Origin of the sequence: Undibacterium sp. Ji42W, assembly GCF_049340405.1 — a bacterium.
In the GTDB taxonomy this organism is placed as follows: domain Bacteria; phylum Pseudomonadota; class Gammaproteobacteria; order Burkholderiales; family Burkholderiaceae_D; genus Undibacterium.
This window is the reverse complement of the sequence record NZ_JBMPOV010000008.1, coordinates 321,135-344,694: the sequence shown is the minus strand read 5'-3', so window position 1 is coordinate 344,694 and position 23,560 is coordinate 321,135. Positions and strand designations below refer to the sequence as shown.

Sequence of the window (23,560 nt, the reverse complement as noted above, 5' to 3'; positions counted from 1 at the left end):
TTAATCAATGCATTGCCGTTGGGCATAATTTGATTTCTTGTTCATCATGAGTATTGATATGGATAAGGCCGCGCCAGAGTCTGGGACTCAGGTGACAGAACACGCGATTGCTGTCATCGGCATGTCATGTGTTTTTCCTGGTACTGCCAATATAAAGGCGTTCTGGTCCTTGCTTGAGCAAGAGATATGTGCGGTTAAGCGCATACCGCCAGAACGTTGGGATGCGGTAGACTTGCCTGCCTCTGCCGCGCCATATGCTGGTTTCATTGATGATGCCGCCTGTTTTGACCCGGCCTTCTTCGGCATCTCCCCCAAGGAAGCATGGGCGCTGGACCCGCGCCAGCGCCTGACTTTGCAACTGGCCTGGTGGGCGCTGGAAGATGCGGGCATTGCTGGGGACAGTTTGAAAGAAAGCCGCCTGGGCGTTTTCATCGGTGCTGTCAATGGCGAATTCCTCGGCAGCTTTGCCCATACCGATGATGTGGAGGCCCACATGGGCATAGGTATGTCGAATGCCGTCATCGCCAACCGTATTTCGCATGTGCTGGGCTTGCGTGGTCCCAGCATGACTATCGACACTGCGTGTTCATCCTCATTGGTGGCAGTGCACCAGGCTTGCCGCAGTTTGCAGGCTGGCGATGCCGACATGGCGCTGGCCGGCGGTGTCAGCCTGATGTTAAGACCAGACAGCAGCGTTGCCTTGGGCAAGGGCAGCATGTTGGCACCGGATGGTCTATGCAAGACATTTGATGCCTCCGCCAATGGCTATGGCCGTGGTGAGGGTGCTGGCCTCGTCTTGTTGAAACGCTTGTCAAATGCGCTGACGGATGGTGACCGCATCCATGCCGTGATACGTGGTTCTGCCACTAATCATGACGGTGTCTCGAATGGTATCACCGCCCCGAATGGACTGGCGCAAGAGAATTTGATACAGGCAGCGATGGCTGATGCCGGCATGTCGCCATCAGCGATCCAATATGTAGAAGCACATGGCACGGGTACGCTGCTAGGCGATCCTACCGAAACGCGAGCTTTGGGGCGCACGCTGGGCCAACAGCCACGGCAAATGCCCCTGCTGATAGGCTCAGTCAAAACCAATATCGGCCATCTGGAAGCGGCTGCCGGTATTGCTGGCCTCATCAAACTGATACTGGCGCTCAAGCATAAAAAGATACCGGCCAGCCTGCATTACACCCAGCCCAATCCACATATCAATTTTGAGCAATTGCGCTTGCAGGTGGTAGCGCGAACGACAGAATGGCCAGCTAATCCTGAGGCTGTTACAAGGGCCGCTTCTATTAGCGCCTTTGGCTTTGGTGGTGCAAATTGCCATGTCGTGCTAGAGGAATTTATTCCTGTATCCCCTTCAGAAAATCTACAAGTCGATGAACCGGATATTTTGCTCTTATCCGCATCCAGTAATGAAGCACTGAGTTTGCTGGTGCAGCAAACTGCAAAAGAGCTGCATGCTGATGTTCATCAAAACTTCACTGCGATTTGTTCTTTGTCACAGCATGGCCGTGCTCATTTGCGTCACAGGTTGGCGCTGGTGGCTAGCAGTTCAGATGACGCCAGTAGACATCTGCATGCATGGCTGGACAAAGGCTATGCTGAGCCGTTAGTCACTGACATCGCGGCCAGACGACCACCCAAACTGGCTTTCCTCTGCCCCGGTCAAGGCTCGCAGCGACCTGGCATGGCAAAGGGTTTATTCCAGTTTGCCAGCTTTCGCGCCACCATCGCAGAAGCGGATGCGGTGTTGCCCTGGTCGCTAAGCGAGTTATTATTAAGCTCTGATGAGAATATCGATAAGACTGCGCACACCCAGCCAGCTTTATTGGCGCTGGGGGTAGGACTGGCACGTCTGCTCGCAGAATACGGCATCAAGCCCACGGTGCTGGCAGGACATAGCCTGGGTGAATATACTGCGGCTGTCATCGCCGGTGCTTTGAGTTTTGTGCAGGCACTGCGCCTGGTTGAAAAGCGTGGCGGGCTCATGGAGGCCTTGACTTCAGATGGTGCCATGGCTGCTGTGCGTGCTGATGAAAAAACTGTCTTGGGCTATCTGGCTGGCACAGAGATCAGCGTTGCTGCCGTGAATGGTCCGCAATCCGTGACTATTTCCGGTGCCATAGATCAACTGGATATACTTAGTCAAAAGCTGATTGCAGTTGGCATACGAGTGCGCATGTTGAGGGTAAAAACTGCTTTTCATTCTGTCTTGCTGGAACCCATGCTGGCAGAATTCGAGCAGGCTCTGCAGGAAGTCGAATGGCAACCATTGCAAATAGCTGTGACATCAAATCTGAGCGGTGAATTGCTGCCCGTTGGTCACCTCTACGATACTGCCTACTGGCTAACGCATACGCGTGAAGCTGTGCGTTTTGCTGACAACGTCGCGGCGCTGAGTAAAACTGCTATTGATACTGCGCTGGAGCTGGGAGCCGTGCCAGTGCTGTCCGGCATGCTGGATGATTTTACAAACACCAATGGTATCAATATACGGAGCCTGCCTTGCCTGGATGCGGCCCAGGATGACAGACTGGCATTCTTGAAAACAGTCGCGCACCTGCATGTGTTGGGTAGCAAGCTGCAATTCGCTGACAAAAAAAATGCAGCGGCTGGTGATGCCTTGCCCTTGTATCCCTTTGCCAAGGAAGTCTTTCCCTTGCGCCTGGGTTTGAACAGTTTTAATGGTGACAACGCGGCTGTACCATCAAGCAAAGCTGTCGAAACTGGCAGGCCAGCGTCTGCAAACGCATGCGTGGTCGTCACTGATCCCGCAGCTATCCGCAGCCGCATCATTGCCATCATCGCTGGCTTGCTGGCGATTGATGTCAGCAAGGTCGATGCCGCAGCACCCTTGCTGGAAATTGGTGCTGATTCATTGATACTGATGCAGGCCGTAGGCCGCATAGAAAACGAGTTTGCGGTCAAGATACCGGTGCGTGCTTTTTTTGAGAATTTGTCTTCGATTGAAGCAGTGGCCGCTTATCTGGCCGAACAGCAGGTTGGTAAAGTGTCGACTGATGTCTTTATCGAAAAAGAAGTTAAAGCTGATGTATCGATGGCAACTGTTGTTGCCAAACCCAAAAGCAATATCCTGCTGAGTACTAATCTGAGCGAAGTACAGCGCCAGCACCTGGATGAATTCAGCATCAGTTATTGCAAAAAAACTGCACTGTCCAAACAACAGGCCCAGCAATACCGGCACGTACTGGCAGATAGCCGCGCATCTGCGGGCTTTCGTTTCTCCATCAAGGAAATGCTCTACCCCATCGTGGGTCAGCGAGCTGCCGGTGCCAAAATCTGGGATCTGGATGGCAATGAATACGTAGACATTTCCATGGGTTTTGGTGTGCAGTTGTTTGGGCATGAGCCAGGATTTTTAAAAGAGGCAATGGCAGAAAGCCTATCGCGCGGCATACGCATAGGGCCGCAATCAGACATGGCAGGTGAAGTCGCCAGACTCATCAGTGAATTGACAGGGGTTGAGCGCGTCGCCTTTTGCAGCTCAGGCACTGAAGCCATCATGACGGCACTGCGTCTGGCCCGGACTTTTACTGGTCGCAACAAGATTGCCATCTTCCGCGATAGTTATCACGGTCATTTCGATGGCGTGCTGGGTGAGGTCAATGATGATCCGTGGAAGGTGATGCCGCGTGTGGCTGGCATTACGCCAGGCATGGTCAGCGACCTGGCCTTTTTTGAATATGGTTCGGCAGAGGCGTTGGAATTATTACGTGGCCGCTTGCATGAATTTGCTGCGGTGCTGGTAGAACCTGTACAAAGCCGCAACCCCGGCTTGCAGCCGCAAGAATTCTTGCGCAGCCTGCGTGCCATGACCAGGGCGGCTGGCAACTTGCTGGTGTTTGATGAAGTGCTGGTCGGTTTTCGCATACACCCCGGTGGTGCCCAGGCGCATTTTGATGTGCAGGCGGATATAGTCACGTATGGCAAGATAGTCGGCGGTGGTTTGCCGGTGGGTGTGATTGCCGGTCGCGCCGATATCATGGCTGGCATCGATGGCGGGCACTGGCAATATGGCGATACATCTTATCCAGCGGCGGACACGACTTTCTTCGCGGGTACTTTCAACAAGCATCCGCTGGTGATGGCAGCCGCACACGCTGTGTTGACAGAGATCAAGCGGGGCGGTCTGGCTGTCTATCAAAAACTGAACGACAATACCGCAAGGCTGACAGCGGAACTCGATCAGGTGTTTGCTGCAGCCGGTGCACCTATACACCTGAAGAATTTCGGCTCGCTATTCCGCTTTGTCTTCAGCGAAAACCTTGATCCCTTCTTTTATCATTTGCTGTATCGCGGCCTGTATGTATGGGAGGGGCGTAATTTATTCCTGTCGACTGCGCACACTGATGATGACATCGCTGCGATAGTCAGCCGGGTAAAGGACAGTGTAGCCGATCTCAAGAATGCTGGTTTTATTGCGACTACTTCGCTTGCATCAAAGGTAGAGGAAAAAATCCTGCCCCTTCGTCTTCCTTTATCCAAGGCACAAAAACAATTGGCGACACTGGCGGCTTTGTCTGAACAGGGTTCAGCAGCTTATGTCGTCAGCGTCGCGCTGGAGTTGGAGGGTGATATCAATCATGCTGACATCACGCGTGCATTTGCAACGCTTGTAGCCAGACATGATGCCCTGCGGGCATCCATAGAGTTAGAAGCAGGCGTGCAGAAAATCGCAGCTCATGTGGAAGTAAAAGTGCAGCGCCATCAAGTCACTGCCAGCACGCTAGATGCAGGCTTGCAAAACAGTGTTGCAGCCAGTTTTGACCTGACGCGGGCGGGAGCTTTTCGCATAGACTTGTTTGAGCTTGATACGCATCATGCTGTTCTGCTGTTTGCTGCCCATCATGTCTTCATCGACGGGCAATCCATGCAGATACTGTTTGACGAATTTGCAGCGCTCTCGAATGGCCAGGCTTTCACCAGCAAATCGGACTATGCCTTATTGGCGCAACGCATGGCAGATGCAGGTTCATCGCCAGAAGAGCAAGAACACAAACAATACTGGTTAAATAAATTGCAGCAAGCTCCACTTGGCATAGAGCTGCCATGTTCCCATGCCAGGGCCAGCATGCGTGGTTTTGCAGGCCAGCGTCTCACTCAGGAACTTGACAAGAACATCTTGCGCCAGCTTGACCAAAAAGCGGGCAAGCTGGGCATGTCATTCAGCATGGCGTTGATCGCTGCATTTGCAGCTACCCTACGTCGCGCCGGTGCAGGGCGGGATATGGTGCTCGGCATCCCCTATTCTGGTCGTGACGAAACGCTGGCGCACACGCCTGGTTATTGTGCCCATCTCTTGCCCTTGCGTCTGACTATTCCGGCACAGGCAAATACCAGCACGGTATTGGCAGAAGTGAAGCAGCAATTCCTTGATGCCATCACCCATGCAAATTACCCGCTGTCGCAACTGGTGGATGACCTGGGCCTGGCGCGTGACCCGGCCAGGCCGCCATTGGTGAATATCACCTTCAATATAGATAAACTGGCCGCCATGCCCAGCTTGCCGGGCATGACTGTGCAGGCATATTCTTCGCGCATACGCCATTCGCGCTTTGACATAGGATGCAATCTGGTCGATTGGCAAGATGGCGCGCGGGTAGAGCTGGATTTCGATAGCCAGTTATTTGATGCTGCTGACATGCAGGAATTGCTGGAGAGTTTTGCCGCCATGATAGAACGCATGGCAGGTACCGATCAGGATTTTGATGAACGTGTTGCCGCCAGGGTTGTCTGGTTGCCCCTCAGAGTTGAACCAGATACTGCCAAGCCGGGTTTGCTGCAAAGATTCCGTCAGTCAGTTGAGCAAGACCCACAGGCGATTGCCTTGCGTGTGGATGCATTGGAAAGCATGACACGCCAGCACCTTGACAGGCAATCTGACAAGCTGGCGCTGGATATTTTAACTATAAAGCGAAGCGCAGGCCCAGTATTCTTGTTGCTGGGCCGCGGTCTGGCTTTCCCCGTTGCCATGCTGGCGGCATGGAAGGCTGGTAAAGCTTATCTCCCGGTAGATAGCAATCTACCGCAGGGACGCGTGCTGGAATTGATGCAGCAGGCTAAACCTTGCTGCGTTATCTTGCAAGATAATCCTGGTATCAGTGATGCATTGGCTAAATTGGATATTCCATACCTGCAATTGCCAAACAATCTCGCAGAAATCGATGTTCAAGATCATCAGCCACTAGCTTTGCCTGATTTAGACCCTGAGTCCTGTGCTTATCAGCTATTCACTTCCGGCTCAACTGGCAAGCCCAAGCTGGTCGCTGTGCCTCACAGGTCGGTTGAGCACTATCTCGATGCGGTTATTTCCGCTTTTGATTTGCAGCCCGGCTTGCGCTATGCGGTGATATCGACGTTTGCTGCTGACCTTGGTTTAACCACAGTGTTGCCCGGCCTATTCCATGGTGGTTGCCTCTCCATCATCAGCAATGCCATGGCGCGCGACGCCGATGGTTTTGCTGCACTGATGCAGCAAGCGCCAGTTGATGTATTAAAAATTGTCCCTTCGCATCTTGAAGCCATGCTTGCAGCGCGGGACAATGCGGCAGTCTTGCCATTGTCGCATTTGATACTCGGCGGCGAAACCGCCAGCGCCAGACTTCTGCAACAACTCAATGATGTTCAAGCAAGCTGCCACATCTACAATCACTTTGGCCCGACTGAAGCGACCATCGGCGTCATGGTTGGAAAATGGCAGGGCGACTTGAGTGGCATGCGCTTTAGCCAGCCTCTGGGTAGTAACCGTATCCACATACTCGATGACGCAGGGCAGCCATGTGCTTTTAGCGAGACAGGTGAGATTTATCTTGCTGGCCCCGGCCTGGCATTGGGTTATGTGGGCATGCCTGAAGATGTGACTGGCCCTTTCCTGTTCGCAGATATTGCTGGCGAGCGCGAGCGCCTCTACCGCACTGGCGACCTTGCAATGATGCATGCTGATGGCCGCATACAGATACTGGGCCGCAAGGATGAGCAACTGAAAATACGCGGCTACCGTATCGAACCAGCAGAAATCATCGCTGTCCTGATGGTGCAAGACAATGTGGCGAATGCAACGGTGATCTTGCATAAGCCTGAACTTGGCCGTCCGTATTTGCTGGCCTATGCAGTCGCGGCTGAATCCGAAAAACCACTGGATACACAAATCCTGCTGGCCAAGTTGAAGCAGAATTTGCCAGATTATATGCTGCCGAAAGCAGTGATTTCCATAGCCAGCCTTCCTTATACATCGAACGGTAAGCTAGATCGCGCTACCTTACCCAAGTTGGATGATGAACAAGATAATCCTGAAGTAGAGAACGCCATCAGCTCAGAAGCAGAAGCGGTGGTACTGGCAATCTGGCGTGAACTCTTACAGCGTGAGAACCTGGGTACTCAGGCAGATTTTTTCCAGAGTGGCGGCGATTCCATTTTGGCGATACAGATGATGGCCCGCTTGCGTCAGACTGGCTGGCAAGCCAAGGCCATGGATTTATATGCAACGCCCGTGGTGGCCGACTTTGCAAGGAAAATTCTGCCTGTTGGCGAAATGGCTGGCGCTGATGTCAAGCCTGAAGGCGAGTGCGGACTTTTGCCTGCGCAGCTCAGGTTGCAAGAACTGATGAAGGAAATACCAGATCATTTCAATTTATCTGTCTTGCTGGAAATGGCGGACTGGGTCAGCGCTGACATGCTTGAACAGGCATTGCAAGCGCTGATAGCGCAACATGATGCGCTACGACTGAGCTTTAATAAAGAAGCTGCACATTTCAATGAACTTTCCCATAAACCAGTTTTGCATCTGACTAAAGACTACCAGCAAGTACAGGCTGCATTACAAGCTGCACAAGGAAGTTTGCTGGCCGCCGCCTGGACACCTGCAAGCGAAGTGCAACAGCCCCGACTCTTGCTCGTCGTGCACCATCTCATCAGTGACGGTATCTCCATGCAAATCCTGCTGGAAGATTTGCGACAGGCACTGCTGGATTTGCAGGCAGGCCGCACCCCCGCGCTTGGAAGAAAAACAGCCTCAGTGCAAGCCTGGGCAGAACATCTGAAGCGCCAGGCCAGCCAGGATGCCGTGCTTGCAGAAGCTGAGTATTGGGCCGTTTGTACTTCCATTCCCGCGCCGGAGTTGCCGAATAGTGGGCAGGGTGATGGTTATGGCTGCATTGCCGAAGAAGCGCAAATCAGCGTCATCGTACCCGCAGAAATCACCAGCCGCTTTTTACGTGGGCTGCCAGATGCAGTAGCGGAAGATATCCTCATCGCAGCCCTGACCCTGAGCCTGGGCGACTGGACGGGTGAAACTGTCGCCTATCTGGAGCTGGAAGGCCATGGCCGTCAACTTGACCAGACTGAGCTGGATGTCAGCCGCAGCGTGGGGTGGTTCACCAGCCGTTACCCGGCATGGTTTGATCTGACCGAGATAGTTGGAGATGCTGCTGCCAGCGAGATTGCAGCACAGCGCAGGGACATACCTGCGCATGGCTTTTCTTATGGACTATTGCGTTACCTGGGTGCAGACAAAGTACGTGTCACATTGGCACAAGGACAGATGCCTGAGATCAGCCTGAACTATATGGGCCAGATCAATCCACCACCTGATGATGTCTGCAAGCTCTTGTCGTGGTCGCCAGACCGGCAGGATAGAGGGGCAGAACGAGGAGGACATCTGCCACGTTTGCATAAACTGGCGATAGAAGCTTATATCCTTGATGGTTGTCTGCACTTGCTATGGCAATACCATGCATCCAGCTATCAGGAACAGGAAATATGCAGCGCCGCGCAAAAAATGGCTGCCTATATCGCCAGTATTTTGAGCAGCAACACTGCGACAGAAGCAAAACATGGGAAGGAAGAAATAACATGAACACGATGCCCAAACCCGGACTGAATCTGCGCCGGCCGGCGGTGCGCCTGTCGGATGGCAGCCTGGTGGACAAGCAAGGTTTTGCCAACGCGTCCGGCTTGCCGCTGGTCTTGCGCCCTCATGCAAAAGGCGTTGATTTGTTGGGCTGGATCAGGGATAACCAGGCGCAATTGCAGCAGGATTTATTGCAATATGGTGGCTTGCTGTTCCGTGATTTTGACATGCGTGGTGTGCAGGATTTCCAGGCGGGCCTGGATGCCTTTGGCGTGCAGCTCATGAATTACATAGAAAAAGCCACGCCGCGCAAACAGGTGAATGGGCAGGTATATACATCGACCATCTTCCCGCCTGAACATGTAATCGCCCTGCATAATGAATTGTCGTATGTACGCCAGTGGCCGGGTCGAATCGCTTTCTTTTGTGAAGTCGCCGCCGAGACAGAGGGTGAGACCCCTATCGCTGATGTACGCCGTGTACTGGCTGCGATAGATACTGAAGTCAAGGAGAAATTCCGTCGCCTGGGCTGGATGCTGGTACGCAATTTTGGTTCTGGCATAGGGCCATCCTGGCAGCATTCGCTGGCAGTAGAGAGCAGGGAAGAAGCCCAAGCCTATATGCAAAAGTCGGATACGAAATGGACCTGGATGGAAGGCGACAGGCTGCGCACTTCACAAGTACGTTCCAGCATACGCTGCCATCCGCAGACAGGTGAAGAGCTATGGTTCAATCACATCGCTTTTTGGCATCCATCCAGCATGACGGATGAAGTACGTAATTCATTGACTGGTGATCTGGGTGTGGAAAACCTGCCCTATAACACTTTCTATGGTGATGGCACGGTGATTCCTGACGAGGTGGTGGCGCACCTGCGCGCCGCCTATGATGCAGCAACTATCAAGTTTCGCTGGCAGCCAGGTGACCTGCTCTTGCTCGACAATATGCTGGTTGCGCATGGCCGTTCCAGGTTCACTGGTGAGCGCAAGATACTAACGGCCATGGGGGATGAAGTGCGCCCGACCAGTGTCTTGCCAGGTTCGACAAACTGAATGCAATGCACATACAAACCAGGGACATGCAAGTGAGCGGCAAACTGAAAAGCGGTTTTCCATTGTCACCAGTCCAGCAAAGGCTGTGGCAACTGGCGCAAATAGATGGTCAGCAGACTTATCTTGTCAGTGTTGACTTTCGTAGCGCTGGCGTGGACGAAGCACTATTGTGTCTTGCCTTTGACCAAGTATTGGCCAGGCATGAAATTCTGCGCATGGAATTTGGTGTCTTGCCCGGCATGCAATTACCTGTGCAGGCGCCCGCTGAAACAATGGAACCTATAAAGGTGGCGCCACCGCAACTGGCAGCAATCCATGAAGACCAACGCGCCTGCCTGCAAAAACTGAATGACAGCCATTACCGTCTTGGCCTGTCTTCCCTGTGCGCCGATGCACAAACTGCTTTGCTTATATTGACTGAAGTCGAAGAAAGACTGGTAGATGCAGCATGGTGTGCCGTGCCCGATACTATAAAAGTAGAGGAGGAAGACCTGCCTTTCACCAGCCTTGCGCAATGGCAGCACGATATGCTGGCAGAGCCTCAGGATGTGCAGTTGCCAGCCTGGGATGCGACAAACAGCCTGGCAACAGGCAGTCTGCCAGACTGGCCTTTCATGCGCAGGCAACGCCAGGCCACACCCTATGTCAAGCGCCAGCCTCTTGCATTATCAGCGGACTTGTCCGTCGCCTTGAATGCCCTGGCTGACAAAAACCAGTTGCCAGTCGCGCATTTACTTTATTTGGCCTGGACGGTATTGCTCTATAGATTAAATCCGCAGTCAACTGCTGTGGCATATCAGGCCAATGGCCGTGCCTATGAAGAAATGACGACGGCTATGGGGCCTATGGCGCGCTTTATCCCGCTGCATACTGTAATAAACCCGCAAGCCAGCTTCATGGCTTTGCTGATGACATATAGCGCAGTCATTGATGAAGTTTGCGCGCTGCAAGACTACATTGCGCCGCTGAATAGCAAACAGGGACTGGCCGCAGGTTTTTGCTGGCAGCAGGCAGGCGCGGGCAAACTAATAACAGCAGATGCGCCTTTCGCCTGGATCGATGAATGCCTGCTGGTATTGTTTGCTTATGCGGGTGCGCCAGGCCAACTGCAACTGTATTTGGATTACGACATGGCAGTGTGCGACTCTGCCTGTATGCATCATCTGGAAGAGGAGTTGCTGGCTCTACTGACATCCATAGCCGCGAACCCGGATGCGCAGGTAGATCAATTGATACTGCTAGGCCCCAATGAACGGCGGCAGATCATGCAAGACTTTGCCGGGCCGGTTGTGTCGTCTGCAGAACCCTGGCAAGCGCCGGTGCAAGATATTCTTGATTGCCTTGCACAACATCCTGATCAGATATTCCTACAAAGCCCGTTGACCCAATTGACTGGACAGGCTTGCTCACACCGCATTGAGGAGTTGGCACAGCATGTATTGCTGGCCAGGCAGCAGGATGAATCCAAAGCCAGGGTCGTGGCAGTATTGCTGGACCGCAGTGTCGATATGATAGCCAGCATTCTGGCGATACAGGTGGCTGGTGCAGCATACCTGCCGCTCGATACTGCATATCCTGAAGAGCGTATTGCTTTCATGTTGCAAGACAGCGGTGTGAGCGTACTGCTGACCAGTGCGGTAATTGCTGCCCAATTCAAACAGCAAGTGGCATTTGCAGGACTGCTGGAAAAGATAAAGCTGATTACCGTTGATACCTTGCCCGCACTTGAAGATGCAACTGCCCCGCAATTTCCTGTATTGCGAACCAATGACCTGGCATATCTCATTTATACCTCGGGTTCGACTGGATTACCCAAGGCTGTCGCCGTATCGCATGGCGCGCTGGCCAATCACATGCAATGGATGCTCAGGGATTTACCGCTGGATGCAGACGATGCAGTCCTGCAAAAAACTGCCATCAGTTTCGATGCATCGGTTTGGGAAGTATTTACCCCTTTAATGGCAGGTGCCAGACTGGTACTGGCCGCACCCGGCGTCGAAAGAGACCCGGAAGCTTTGTTGCAAACTATGCAGGATTTTGATATCAGCGTGCTGCAACTCGTGCCCAGCATGTTGCGCATGATGGTAGAGCAGCCTGAATTTGCCAAATGCCTGCGCCTGCGTCGTCTGTGTTGTGGTGGTGAAGTGCTGGATGCTGAACTGGCGCGGCAGGCACTAACTGCTTTACCAACAGGTGCAGAGTGCATCAATCTGTATGGCCCTACTGAGGCGACAGTGCAAGTCGTCTATGAAAAGGTCGGCATGGATGACACGGTGGTTGCCATCGGCAAGCCCATAGACAATACCCGCATCTATGTACTCGATGACTATTTACAGCCGCAAGCCATAGGTGTGCGTGGTGAATTGTACGTGGCAGGTGCCAGCCTGGCGCAAGGTTATTACCAGCGTGATGCCTTGACGGCGGAGCGTTTTGTCAGCGATCCATTCGTGCATGGTGAGCGCATGTACCGCACCGGTGATCTTGGTGCCTGGCGCATGGACGGCAAGCTAGATTGCTTTGGTCGCGCAGACAGGCAAGTCAAGCTGCGTGGTTATCGCATAGAACTGGGCGAGATAGAAGTCATTGTTGCCGCACAGGCAGGGGTGTTGATGGCTGCCGTGGTAGTGGACAGGGATGCCGCAAACATAGACCAGTTACTGTGCTTCTACTCGCTCAAGCCAGGGGCCAGTCTGGCCGCTGCCAGCATCAAAGAGACGTTGGCCGCTGCTTTGCCTGACTATATGTTGCCAAACTGGCTGATACCGATTGATGTCTTCCCCTTCATGCCTAACGGCAAGGTCGACAACAAGGCTCTGCTCAAGCTGCGCCCATCAAATACCGCCATCTCGCAGGCACCGCGTGACACATTGGAAATGCGACTGGAACGTATCTGGGAAAGTGTCTTGCATGTCTCCCAGGTTGGCATCACCAGTAATTTCTTTGACCTGGGTGGGCATTCCTTGCTGGCCGTGCGCTTGATGGCTGAGATAGAAAAAGAATTTGCCCACAGGTTGCCGCTGACTTCGTTATTCTCTGCACCCACCATCGCTGCCCAGGCAGAACTCTTGCGTAACGAGAGTTTGCAGCTTGATCCTATAGTGATACCTATACGTGCCGGCAATCCCCAGCATACGCCCATTGTACTGGTGCATCCTACCGGCGGCAGTGTCTTGTGTTATCGCGACCTGGCCAGCGGTTTGGCGACAGACAGGCCAGTCATTGCCCTGCAAGACCCGGGTCTCATGGGGCTAGCGACCTATGAAAGCGTGGAAGAACTGGCCAGCCTGTATCTGGACAAGATAGTCTCGCTGGTCAAGGACCAGCGCTATTTGCTGGCAGGCTGGTCTTCTGGCGGCATTATCGCTTATGAAATGGCGAGGCAGGCATTGGCACGCGGTTATGAAATTGCCTTCTTGTGCCTGATCGACAGCCAGGTTGCGCCACTGGCTGAATCTGCGCCGCCGCGTGAACGTTTGTTGCGCTCCATCTCGCGCCTGATAGCCCACAAGGCAGAGATCGCCTGCCCTGATTTATCTGGCCTGCCATTTGATACTGCCTTGCAGCGCCTGCTGGAACTGGCACGCGAAGCCGACTATGTACCACCGCATGCGGATGAAAAAGAAATCGCCCGCTTGTTTAACGTGTTTGAAAAAAATGTGACTGTCATAGGCCGCTATACCGCAGGCCCTCTGCCACGCCGTACCTTGCTCATGAAAGCCACACAGGCTTTGCCGGAAGCGATACGTGAAGCAGCTGTGCATTACAACTCGGAAGAAAAACATCTGGGCTGGGACAAACTCTGTTTTGTCAAAGTGCGCGATATCGTCGGCGACCATATGTCGATGATGGAAACACCGAGGGTCAATGCAGTAGTAGAAGCCCTGGATCAGGAATTGAAGGAAGTCGAGCGCTTGCATGGCCTTGGGCGGCAGATACTGCTGCCTATGCTGGGTTTATAGTTGGCAATCAGTATGTTGTTTTCTGTCAGTATGATGTGCAAAGACCTATGAAAGCTGGAACAAATATGGACATGGCTTTTCCTCTGACGCCTATGCAACAAGGCATGCTGTTTCACCATTTGCGTGAACCAGCCAGTGCTGCCTATTTCCAGCAATTGCGGGTGCGCCTGCAAGGTGAGCTGGATACGGCAAAATTGCAGCAAGCCTGGGAAACCGTCATCGCCCATCATTGCGCATTGCGCATGCGCTTTCTGTGGACAGGAGACCAGCCGCTCCAGCAATTACAGGCTGCAATCGTCCTGCCATTCAAAGTTGTCGATTACAGCCAGTCTCCCAAACACGAACATGAAGCATTGCGTCAGCAATTCTTGCAGGCTGACAGCCAGCAAAGGTTTGCGTTGGATCATGCACCGCTGATGCGCGTCAGCCTATTACGCTGGGCTGAACATGAATGGGAGATGGTCTGGAGCCATCATCATTTGATACTCGATGGCTGGGCATCCGGCCTGGTGCTGGCCGCGGTAGCACAACAGTATGCAGATGTATTGCAGGGCAAGACAGTCAGCCTGCCAGCAGAACGGCCCTATATCGATTTTTTGCTATGGATAGGCAAGCGCGATAACCTGGCGGCAGAAGATTACTGGCGTCATGCCCTCCGCGGTATTGAGCAGGTAACCAGTTTGCCTGTGTTGAAACGCAACACAGGAACGGCTGCAAAAGTCGTGGCTTTTGAAAACCTGCTGGCCGCTGATGACTTCACTGCATTATCGGCCTTGTCGCAAAAAAACGGCGTGACCACTGTCAGCGCCATCATGGTTTGCTGGGGTTTGCTCTTGTCCAGATATGCAGACAGCAAGGATGTGCTGTTTGGTGTGACCACTTCTGGCCGGCCTGCTGAGCTCGATGAGGTAGAGCAGATGGTTGGTCTGTTCATCAATACCATCCCGCTACGCATCAAACATAACGCGGAACAAAGCATTGCCAGCCTGCTGACTGATGTACACAGACACCTGGCCGCATCGCGTGAACATGAACACAGCAGCCTTAGCCGCGTGGCTGAATGGAGTGAACTACCCTCGGGCCAGGCACTGTTTGACACGATCGTTGTGTATGAAAATTACCCGCTGGCAGTGCAGGGCAATCAACTGGGCGATGCACTCATCGTTGATTACCATTTGCAGGAAGAATCGAATTACCCGCTGACCTTGATCGTAGAACCGAAAGACAATGGCGTGCATTTGCGCCTGCTGGCAGACACTGCGCGCATAGAGCCTGCAACAGCGCAAGCCATGCTGGACCAATATCGCTTTTTGTTACAGCAACTGGCACATGCCAGTAGTGGGCAACAGGTCAGGAATTTGCATTTGCTGACAGCAGCGCAGCGTGAACGGCAATTGCAGCAATGGAATAACACTGCCTGTGCTTATGACACCACCGCCACGCTGGCGAGCATCTTTATAGACCAGGCAGCACGCACGCCAGATGCGATAGCGCTCATCGACGCGCAGGGCAGCATGAGCTATGCCAGTTTGCGAGACAGGGTCAGCCAGATGGTGCATGCCATCAATGCCTTGGGATTGAGCGCGAATTCGCCAGTCGCCGTCAGGCTCACGCGTGACCGCGAAATGCTGGTTGCCCTGCTGGCCGTAGTCGCCAGCGGCCACCATTATGTGCCTATTGAACCGCAACTGCCTGCCGCCCGCGTCATGGCGATTTTTGATAGCCTGCCGGTGCGCTGCATACTGACGGTCGGCACTTTGATGGATAGCACGCAGGCCCTGGCAAATGAACGGCAATTGCAAGTCGTCTGTGTTGATCAGACGACAGTCTTGCCAGTCGTAGCCTTGCAAAATCGGGCGCGTCCGCAAGACCCGGCTTATGTGATCTTTACATCCGGTTCCACTGGCAAGCCCAAGGGTGTGCTGGTCTTGCATCAAAAAGCCATCAACCTTATAGAGTGGGTGAACCACACATTTGACATAGGCGCGCAGGATAAGCTCCTGTTCGTCACTTCACCCGCATTTGATCTGTCGGTATATGACATCTTTGGCATATTGGCCGCAGGCGGCGTCGTCAGGATCGCCAGTGAGGCCGAGATTGCTGATCCTGAACGCTTGCTGAAAATTATAGAGACAGAAAATATCAGCTTCTGGGATTCTGCCCCGGCGGCCTTGTGGCAACTGGAATCATTATTGCCACAAGGTTCTGCGGTCACTGCCAGGCTGCGCTTGATCTTCGTCAGTGGTGACTGGATACCGCTGGCCCTGCCAGACCGCATGAAAGCCGCTTTCCCCGGCGTCTGCGTCGTTGCCCTCGGAGGTGCGACTGAGGCGACGATCTGGTCGAATTATCATATCGTGAGAGAACCGCAGCCAGACTGGGTCAGCGTCCCTTATGGCCGGCCTATACAAAATGCGCGTTACTACATCCTAGATGCCGACTTGCAGCCTCTACCTGTGGGCCTGCCTGGTGATCTCTATATCGGTGGTGATTGCCTGGCCGAAGGCTACGTGGGCCAGCCTGAATTGACGGCAGAGCGCTTCATGCATGATCCCCATGCAAGATCGGATGTGCAGGATGCACGCATGTATAAAACGGGCGACCGTGCCCGTTTTTATGCTGATGGTGTCATGGAATTTCTGGGCCGTCTCGATAACCAGGTCAAGATACGCGGCTTTCGCATAGAGCTGGGTGAAATAGAAATCGCCATGGGCAGGCATGCAGCGATACGTGATGCGATCTGCATAGTGCATGACCATAATGATGGCAACCCGGCATCGGGTACATCCGACAAGGAATTGCTTGCTTACTACGTGCTGCATACCGGCCAGAACCTGGGGGCCGAGGAATTGCGCCTGCATTTGCAAGCGCAACTGCCAGCCAGCATGCTGCCATCACATTTCTTGCAGCTTGATAGCGTGCCTGTGTCGGTGAATGGCAAGGTGGACAGGAAAAACCTGCCACTGCCTGAGCGCAAGGGCAATGCGCACGCGACGCAGCAGGCTGGTGCTGATGCTGTGCAAGACATCATCGCAGCAGCATGGTCCGAAGTATTGTCTGTGCCAGGCGTGCATGCCACAGATGATTTCTTTGCCCTGGGCGGGCATTCATTGCGGGCAACCGCCGTCATGGCAAGGCTGCGTGCGGCTTTCTCGGTGGACCTGCCTTTGCGCCTGATATTTGAATACCCAAGCTTGCAGTCCTTGGCAGCAGCAGTGCGCGAATTACTGAGTGGCCATGCGCAAGTACAGGTGCTGGCTTTACCCGCATTGAATCGCGATGAGGGTTTGCCCTTGTCACGCGCGCAATCGCGCCTGTGGTTTTTGCACCAGATGGAACCACGCAGTGCCAACTACAATGTCGCACTGGCGGCACGGTTGGATGGCAATCTGGACCAGGCTGCTTTCCAGCACGCGGTACAACAAGTGGTGGCACGTCATGAAATCCTTAACCTGTGCATACAAAAACAAGGGCAGGGTGCAGTCATGCAGGCCATGGCCAACGACGCTGATCTGGCAATTCATCTGGAAGATATCAATACGAAAAACCTGGATGAAACACAGATCAATGCCAGGCTCAAACAACTGGCCAGCCAGCCCTTTGATCTGGAAAATGAAAGACCGGTACGCCTGAGCCTCCTGCTCAATGGCGAGCGGCAAGCCTATGTGTTGATACTGATACACCACATCGCTACCGATGGCTGGGCGATTGCCCTGTTTGCGCAAGAACTCTTGCAGGCCTATGCCGCTGAAGTAAGCAATACCCAGGCATTTGCAGAACCCACACTACAATATGCTGACTTCAGTCACTGGTGGGAACAGCAGGTACAAGGGCAATACCTTAACAAGGAAATGCAATATTGGAAGCAGCAACTGGCTGCCTTGCCACGCTTGAACTTGCCCACAGATTTGCCGCGTCCGGCAAACAGCAGCCATGCTGGTGCGCGTATCAGTTTTGAGCTTGATGCCAAATTGTCCGATGATTTACGCCGTGTCGCGCGGCAGCATTCAGCTACCTTGTTCATGCTCTTGCTGACGGCTTTTTATGTCGTCCTGCGCCACAGGTCTGGCCAGGATGAGATCGTCATTGGCAGCGATATCGCAGGCAGGGATCATCCGCTGGCAGAAAAAGTACAGGGCTTCTTTGTCAATCAACTGGTCTTGCGCAGCAATTTTTCTGATTGCAATAGCTTTGCCGATATGCTGGGCAAGGTCAGGCAAACCAGCCTGCAAGCCTATTTCAACCAGCACCTGCCATTTGACTTGCTGGTGCAAGAACTGAACCCGCCACGCGATGCCGGTGGCATGCCGCTGTTCCAGCACAAGTTCGTCCTGCAAAATGCACCGCTGGCGCAACTGGATAACAAGCACTTTCAGATACAGGCAGTCGATTTGCATACTGACACGGCAAAATATGATTTGCTGCTGACTGTCATTGATGAGCCACAATTGCGTGCCACACTGGAATTCAGCACTGAATTATTTACCGTAGCAACTGCACAAAGCATACAACGAGAATTTATTGCCGTGCTGGGTCAGGTCGCCGCCGACGCCAGCATCAGCTATGCCAGCCTGGCGAGCATGTTATCACTCGATGGTGCAGAACGCCAGGAAGCGGCAAAACGTGATTTGCGTAAGAGTGGCTTGCAAAGACTGAAAGACTTGCGCAAGCCTGGGGCAACAACATGAGTAACACGATCATGAAAGATGCAATGACGGAGCAAGCAAGCATGACTGCCCATAAAGTGGAACGGGTTTTGTGGGATGTGACGACAGAAGCGGCTGAGCTGCATGCAGCTCTGTCAGCGATTTTACCGGATCTTGATACGCGGCTGGCGGCATTGCGCCAGGAACTGCCTTGTGCGCATGGCATCAATCCTTTCCAGTCTGGTGCATACCAGCGACCTTATCGCCATCTGCGGGCTTTTTACCAGGATACGGGTGCAGGTGTGCTGGCGCATAAAGGGACGGAAGTGTATGCGCATGACCGTGACCAGCATCTGGCTGTTCTTGCACAATTCCGCATTGATTATCCCATACGCGGCAAATCTCTTTTTTCCGCGGCTGAGCATTTTGCCCTGGTCGAACAAAAAATCCCGCTGGCCATCAGTGCTTTTGAAGCGGTGGAAGATGCGAAGGCTGCCTGCATGTTGCAGCAGGCGCATTTAAAACGTTTTGGAAATCTTGCCTGCATCCCGACACCTTTGCTGGTGATACAGTGGCCTGCGTCGGCACGCGATAGTCATCTTGCTGCCTTGCGCAGCCTGCTATCAGAACGTGCGATGCGCATAGTAGAAACTTCATCAGCAGATGGCCTGGCCGCTATTATTTATTACTACCCCAGCCTGCCTTTGCGGGTTGCGCATTTACCTGTGGAATTGAAAAAGCCCGGTAATACACCCTGGCTGCAAAGGCTGAGTATCCTGACTGCGGATTATGGCCTGACGCCGGAACAAGTGGTGGACCGCTGGATAGACCTGGTCGCCCGCATGCTGGCACTGGGCTTCTTGCCTGGCCGCACAGAGCACATAGGCATAGGTCATTGTCTGGAAATGCAAAATGCCGTCATTGATGGCGGCTTTGTCGATCTGGCTTCCATCATCCGCATGGCAGAAGTCAAGAGCGATGCTGCATTCATGGAAATGCTGATGGTGGCCTTTGCTGACCTCAGTAAAACGGTGCGCCACTTCATGCTGGGGCCGGTCGCCGATGTGGAGGCGGAATACCGTAACCCATCCTTGCTCATGCTGGCCTGTCTGCAAAGAGTCGTGCCTGCGCTCTTGCAAAAACTGCGTACCTATCCTGATCTGGAGCCACGCCTGCAAGCTTATCTGGATCGTAGCGAGGTCAGCTGTTTCAGTGCATTGGCTGAAGAGTTTCAGTACCTTAGTCCGGACATGCTCAACCCTGCGGCGCACGCATGATGACAGAGCGACTACTTACCGCCATGGTGCCCGGCCTGGATGCGATGTATAAGCCAGTCGACCTGGTACAAAGGCCGACCCCCATCAGCCATGAAACTGTGCTGGCAGCACGCTGGAATTTGCAAGAGCTATGGGTAAAGCGCGATGATCTCAGCTCACCAATTTATGGCGGCAGTAAGGTCAGGAACCTCGAATATTTCTTTGGTGACGCGATAGCCAAAGGTGCAACCTGTGTCGCCACCATGGGGCCACTTGGCAGCCATCAGGTATTGGCGACAGCCACCTTCGCCCGTATCCACGGCCTGCATGCACGGGCCTTGCTGACGCCGCAGCCAAATGTGCATGAAGCCGGGTTGAACAAGCGCCTGCTACCAGCATTGGGGATGGAATTCCTGCGCTGTGAGCGCTTCCTCGACGTGCCCATGGCTTTCCTGCGCATACGTTATACCCGCCATCAGGGGCAAAGACCTTACTGGATACCACCAGGCTCGCATCACCCCATAGGCGTCCTGGGCGTTATTGAAGGCGCTTTGGAAATTGCGGCAGCCATCAAAAGCGGTGAATTGCCTATGATAGACGACATCGTCATCCCGACAGGTACTTGTGCTACTGCATCCGGCGTCTGGCTGGGCCTGGCGATGGCTGGTTTGCCTATCCGTGTGGTGGCGGTGCGAATGGTACCGATGATGATTACTGGTCCTGCCAAGATGAAAAAACTGGCAATGAAAACCCTGGCCTTGTTGCGTCAGGCTGGCTATACCAAAGAGCCACAGTTTGGCGACATACTCTGGGTCGATGAATTCGCTGCACCAGGTTATGGGCAAAGCAATGCCGATGCCGACGAAGCAGCGAAAGAAGTGGCAGAGGTCAGTAACTTCCGCACTGAGACCACTTATATCTCCAAGACTCTGGCGATGTTCCGCAAGTCCACCCTGCAAGGGCGGCGCGTGCTGTTCTGGAATACCTATAGCGCGGTTGATCCTGATCCATCCACCATTTGTGCAAAGGCCGCAGCATGAGTAGCTTGAGCTTATCCCTGCTTGATCTGGGCATTATTGCCCCCGGCCAGAATGGTGCAGAAGTATTGGCGCAAACATTCAGGATGGCGAAGCTGGCTGATCAACTAGGTTATGAGCGCCTTTGGCTGGCCGAACACCACGAAACCCATTTCTCTTGGGCTGCGCCGGAAATGATGCTGGCTGCTCTTGCACATGCTACGCAGCGTATAGGTCTGGGTTCAGCAGCGGTATTGCTGCCCTTGTACAGTCCGCTGGCTGTTGCTGAAAATTATCGTGGCCTGTCTGCATTGTCAGGCGGGCGGATAGTGCTGGGCGTTTGCGGCGGCGTGCCTGCTGATCCGGTCGCCCTGGCTGCGTTGACGGGTACCGATGAACCACCCGGTGTCATCACCAAACAGTTTGTCGATAAACTGGCAGCCTTGCTGTGTTACCTCGATGGTGATTTCCCTGAAGGACATCGCTTTGCCCATGCTGCGACACCATGCTTTGCTGAAAGACCGCCACTGTGGATCATGGGTTCAGGCTTTGGCACGGCAGAACTGGCCGCGAAGTCGGCAGCCAGTTATGCCTACTCAATGTTTCACAGGGCCAGTACGCAGGATGCCGCCATCACCAGTGCCTATCAACGCCAGTATGGTGAATATCAGGGCAACACAGACAAAGCAAAAATCGCCATCGCCCTGAGTTGCATCTGTGCTGATACCGAAGAAATTGCCCAAGCTCAAAAGCAGCAGATAGAAAGCTGGATAGGCAGCACCATGCGCGTCAATATCTGTGGCACGCCAGCATCCTGTCGCGACCAACTACTGGCGATACAGGAGCGCTATGCTGCTGACAGCATTATCATCTATCACATGTGGCATCTGGAAGAGCGCAAGCGCGCAGCTATAGTGGCACTTGCTGAGTTATTTGAATTGCAAACGGATTTGCAGACATGACAGACTTGAGGGCCAGTCCTTTGACATTAATGGATCAATACCGAGCATACATGGACATGGATGTTGATGCTCCTGCCATGTCCTGGGTGCCAGAGCGCTCGCAAGACCTGGCAGAGCATCTGAGCCGTCAGGAACTGTATGTCGCCAGCGAAGGCATAGCCCATGGCCTGTTGCAACTGAGCTGGCCGGATGATCATCCTCGCATGATGATCCTGGCGTTCACACCAGGGCTGGATTTCATACTGGCCTTTCTGGCTTGCCAAATTGCAGGTGTGATTGCCATCCCCATCGCCATGCCCAGACGCGGCCGCGAGGCACATATACTCGAAGCGATCATCCGCAATTGCGGTGCGACGATGACATTGACCAGCGAGCCAGAAGTGCTGCGCCTGCAGGATGTGTTTGCCTCCAGCCCGGTGCTGGAGAGCATGTACATACTCAGCACCATACAGTTAAAAGTATTGGGTGAAGGCAGGGATATGTCAGGGCGCAAGGCGCAGGACTATTCCTTCATCCAATACACCTCTGGTTCCAGCAGCTTGCCAAAAGGGGTGCTGGTCAGTCATAGCAATCTGGCAGCCAATCTGGCGCTGATACAGAAAGACTTCAGAGTTGATCCTGAATTTGTCATGGTCAACTGGCTGCCGCATTATCATGACATGGGTTTGATCGGCGGTTTGCTGACACCTGTCTATGGTGGCATACCTTGCGTCAGCATGGCACCATCGGCTTTCATCAAACGTCCGGTGCGCTGGTTGCAACTGATATCGGCACAGGAGGATGGCCGCAAAGTGATGTCCGGCGGCCCCAATTTTTCCTATCAGCTATGTGCTGATCGGGTCGCAGATGCGGATATAGCATGCTTGCGTCTGCAAGCATGGAAAACTGCCTACAACGGGGCAGAGCCGATACGCGCCATCACCCTGAAAAAATTTGAACAACGCTTTGCCCCGGCAGGCTATTCGAACACGAATATGCTGACCTGCTATGGTCTGGCAGAGACCACGCTGTTTGCTACCGGTAACCATGACCCGGTCATACGGACGGTATCGGTACTGGGCCTGGAGCAGGGCAACATAGGCGTAGCACTCAATAAAGAAGATAGTCGCCAACTGGTTGCCAGTGGTTATGCCGACCCTGAACGCATGGTCATTGCCGACCCGGTCAGCAAGGTAAGGCTGGCGGATGGCAAGATAGGCGAAATCTGGATCACCGGCCCCAGTGTGCCAGAGACTTATATCAATAATCCTGAGCAAAGCCAGCTGACTTTCCATGCTCAACTCGCTGAGCAACCTCTGTCGCGCTATCTGGTGACAGGGGACATAGGTGCCATTGTTGACGGGCAATTGTATGTGACCGGACGCAGCAAAGAGTTAATGATACTTAATGGCCGCAATATATATCCACATGATGTGGAAGCATTGATACAGAATGCCGTCACCGGGATTGAGGACGTCGCTGTTTTTTCTTATGATGATGCAAGCGCAAAAAATGAAAGCATTATTGTCATCTGCGAGTTGGCACGCACTGCGCGAAGCTGGTTTGCAGACACCCCTGAACAGACGCTGAGTGCAGAACTCGAAAAACTCGCCAATCAGATCAGGCTTGCAGTGGCACCGGCAGAAATCGCGATTACCCATCTGCGCTTTGTCGGCCCCATGGGCATCAGCAAGACCACCAGTGGCAAGACCAGTTATGGGCAAAACCGCAAGGCTTTTGCTGAGTTGTCAGAAAGCATCAGATCACGCACCGCATCGGCAGAATTCCGCAATAAAGATTAATCAATCAATC

8 protein-coding genes are annotated in these 23,560 nt (G+C 53.5%); all 8 read left to right on the top strand.

Features of this window, described 5'->3' with window-relative positions; all coding sequences use genetic code 11:
• Positions 1–46 precede the first annotated feature (46 nt).
• Genes ACO0LG_RS19305 through ACO0LG_RS19270 form a run of 8 tightly spaced genes read left to right on the top strand, consistent with a single transcriptional unit; the run spans position 47 to position 23,550 of the window.
• Positions 47–8,884, top strand: a complete 8,838-nt coding sequence (locus tag ACO0LG_RS19305; RefSeq protein ID WP_423029179.1) for an aminotransferase class III-fold pyridoxal phosphate-dependent enzyme — start codon at positions 47–49, stop codon at positions 8,882–8,884.
• Positions 8,881–9,930, top strand: a complete 1,050-nt coding sequence (locus ACO0LG_RS19300) for a TauD/TfdA family dioxygenase (RefSeq protein ID WP_423029178.1) — start codon at positions 8,881–8,883, stop codon at positions 9,928–9,930. The genes ACO0LG_RS19305 and ACO0LG_RS19300 overlap by 4 nt, the downstream gene beginning before the upstream one ends.
• 5 nt (positions 9,931–9,935) lie before the next feature.
• Positions 9,936–13,889 (top strand): non-ribosomal peptide synthetase, encoded by a 3,954-nt coding sequence (locus tag ACO0LG_RS19295; protein WP_423029177.1) that lies wholly within the window; start codon positions 9,936–9,938, stop codon positions 13,887–13,889.
• Between the two features lie 47 nt (positions 13,890–13,936).
• Entirely contained in the window at positions 13,937–18,577 is a 4,641-nt protein-coding gene (locus tag ACO0LG_RS19290) for an amino acid adenylation domain-containing protein (RefSeq protein WP_423029176.1), read from the top strand.
• Positions 18,574–19,812: a hypothetical protein gene (locus ACO0LG_RS19285; protein WP_423029175.1), complete on the top strand. Its 1,239-nt coding sequence runs from the start codon at positions 18,574–18,576 to the stop codon at positions 19,810–19,812. The genes ACO0LG_RS19290 and ACO0LG_RS19285 overlap by 4 nt, the downstream gene beginning before the upstream one ends.
• Complete coding sequence (locus ACO0LG_RS19280) at positions 19,809–20,831, top strand: 1-aminocyclopropane-1-carboxylate deaminase/D-cysteine desulfhydrase (RefSeq protein WP_423029174.1); 1,023 nt, start codon at positions 19,809–19,811, stop codon at positions 20,829–20,831. The genes ACO0LG_RS19285 and ACO0LG_RS19280 overlap by 4 nt, the downstream gene beginning before the upstream one ends.
• On the top strand, positions 20,828–21,769 hold the full coding sequence (locus ACO0LG_RS19275) for an MsnO8 family LLM class oxidoreductase (protein WP_423029173.1): 942 nt from the start codon (positions 20,828–20,830) through the stop codon (positions 21,767–21,769). The genes ACO0LG_RS19280 and ACO0LG_RS19275 overlap by 4 nt, the downstream gene beginning before the upstream one ends.
• Complete coding sequence (locus ACO0LG_RS19270; RefSeq protein WP_423029172.1) at positions 21,766–23,550, top strand: fatty acyl-AMP ligase; 1,785 nt, start codon at positions 21,766–21,768, stop codon at positions 23,548–23,550. The genes ACO0LG_RS19275 and ACO0LG_RS19270 overlap by 4 nt, the downstream gene beginning before the upstream one ends.
• Positions 23,551–23,560: the final 10 nt, after the last annotated feature.

Bases quoted from the DNA above. Each gene is read 5' to 3' on its own strand.
- ACO0LG_RS19305 (WP_423029179.1), top strand. From the start codon at position 47: ATGAGTATTGATATGGATAAGGCCGCGCCAGAGTCTGGGACTCAGGTG.
- ACO0LG_RS19300 (WP_423029178.1), top strand. From the start codon at position 8,881: ATGAACACGATGCCCAAACCCGGACTGAATCTGCGCCGGCCGGCGGTG.
- ACO0LG_RS19295 (WP_423029177.1), top strand. From the start codon at position 9,936: ATGCACATACAAACCAGGGACATGCAAGTGAGCGGCAAACTGAAAAGC.
- ACO0LG_RS19290 (WP_423029176.1), top strand. From the start codon at position 13,937: ATGAAAGCTGGAACAAATATGGACATGGCTTTTCCTCTGACGCCTATG.
- ACO0LG_RS19285 (WP_423029175.1), top strand. From the start codon at position 18,574: ATGAGTAACACGATCATGAAAGATGCAATGACGGAGCAAGCAAGCATG.
- ACO0LG_RS19280 (WP_423029174.1), top strand. From the start codon at position 19,809: ATGATGACAGAGCGACTACTTACCGCCATGGTGCCCGGCCTGGATGCG.
- ACO0LG_RS19275 (WP_423029173.1), top strand. From the start codon at position 20,828: ATGAGTAGCTTGAGCTTATCCCTGCTTGATCTGGGCATTATTGCCCCC.
- ACO0LG_RS19270 (WP_423029172.1), top strand. From the start codon at position 21,766: ATGACAGACTTGAGGGCCAGTCCTTTGACATTAATGGATCAATACCGA.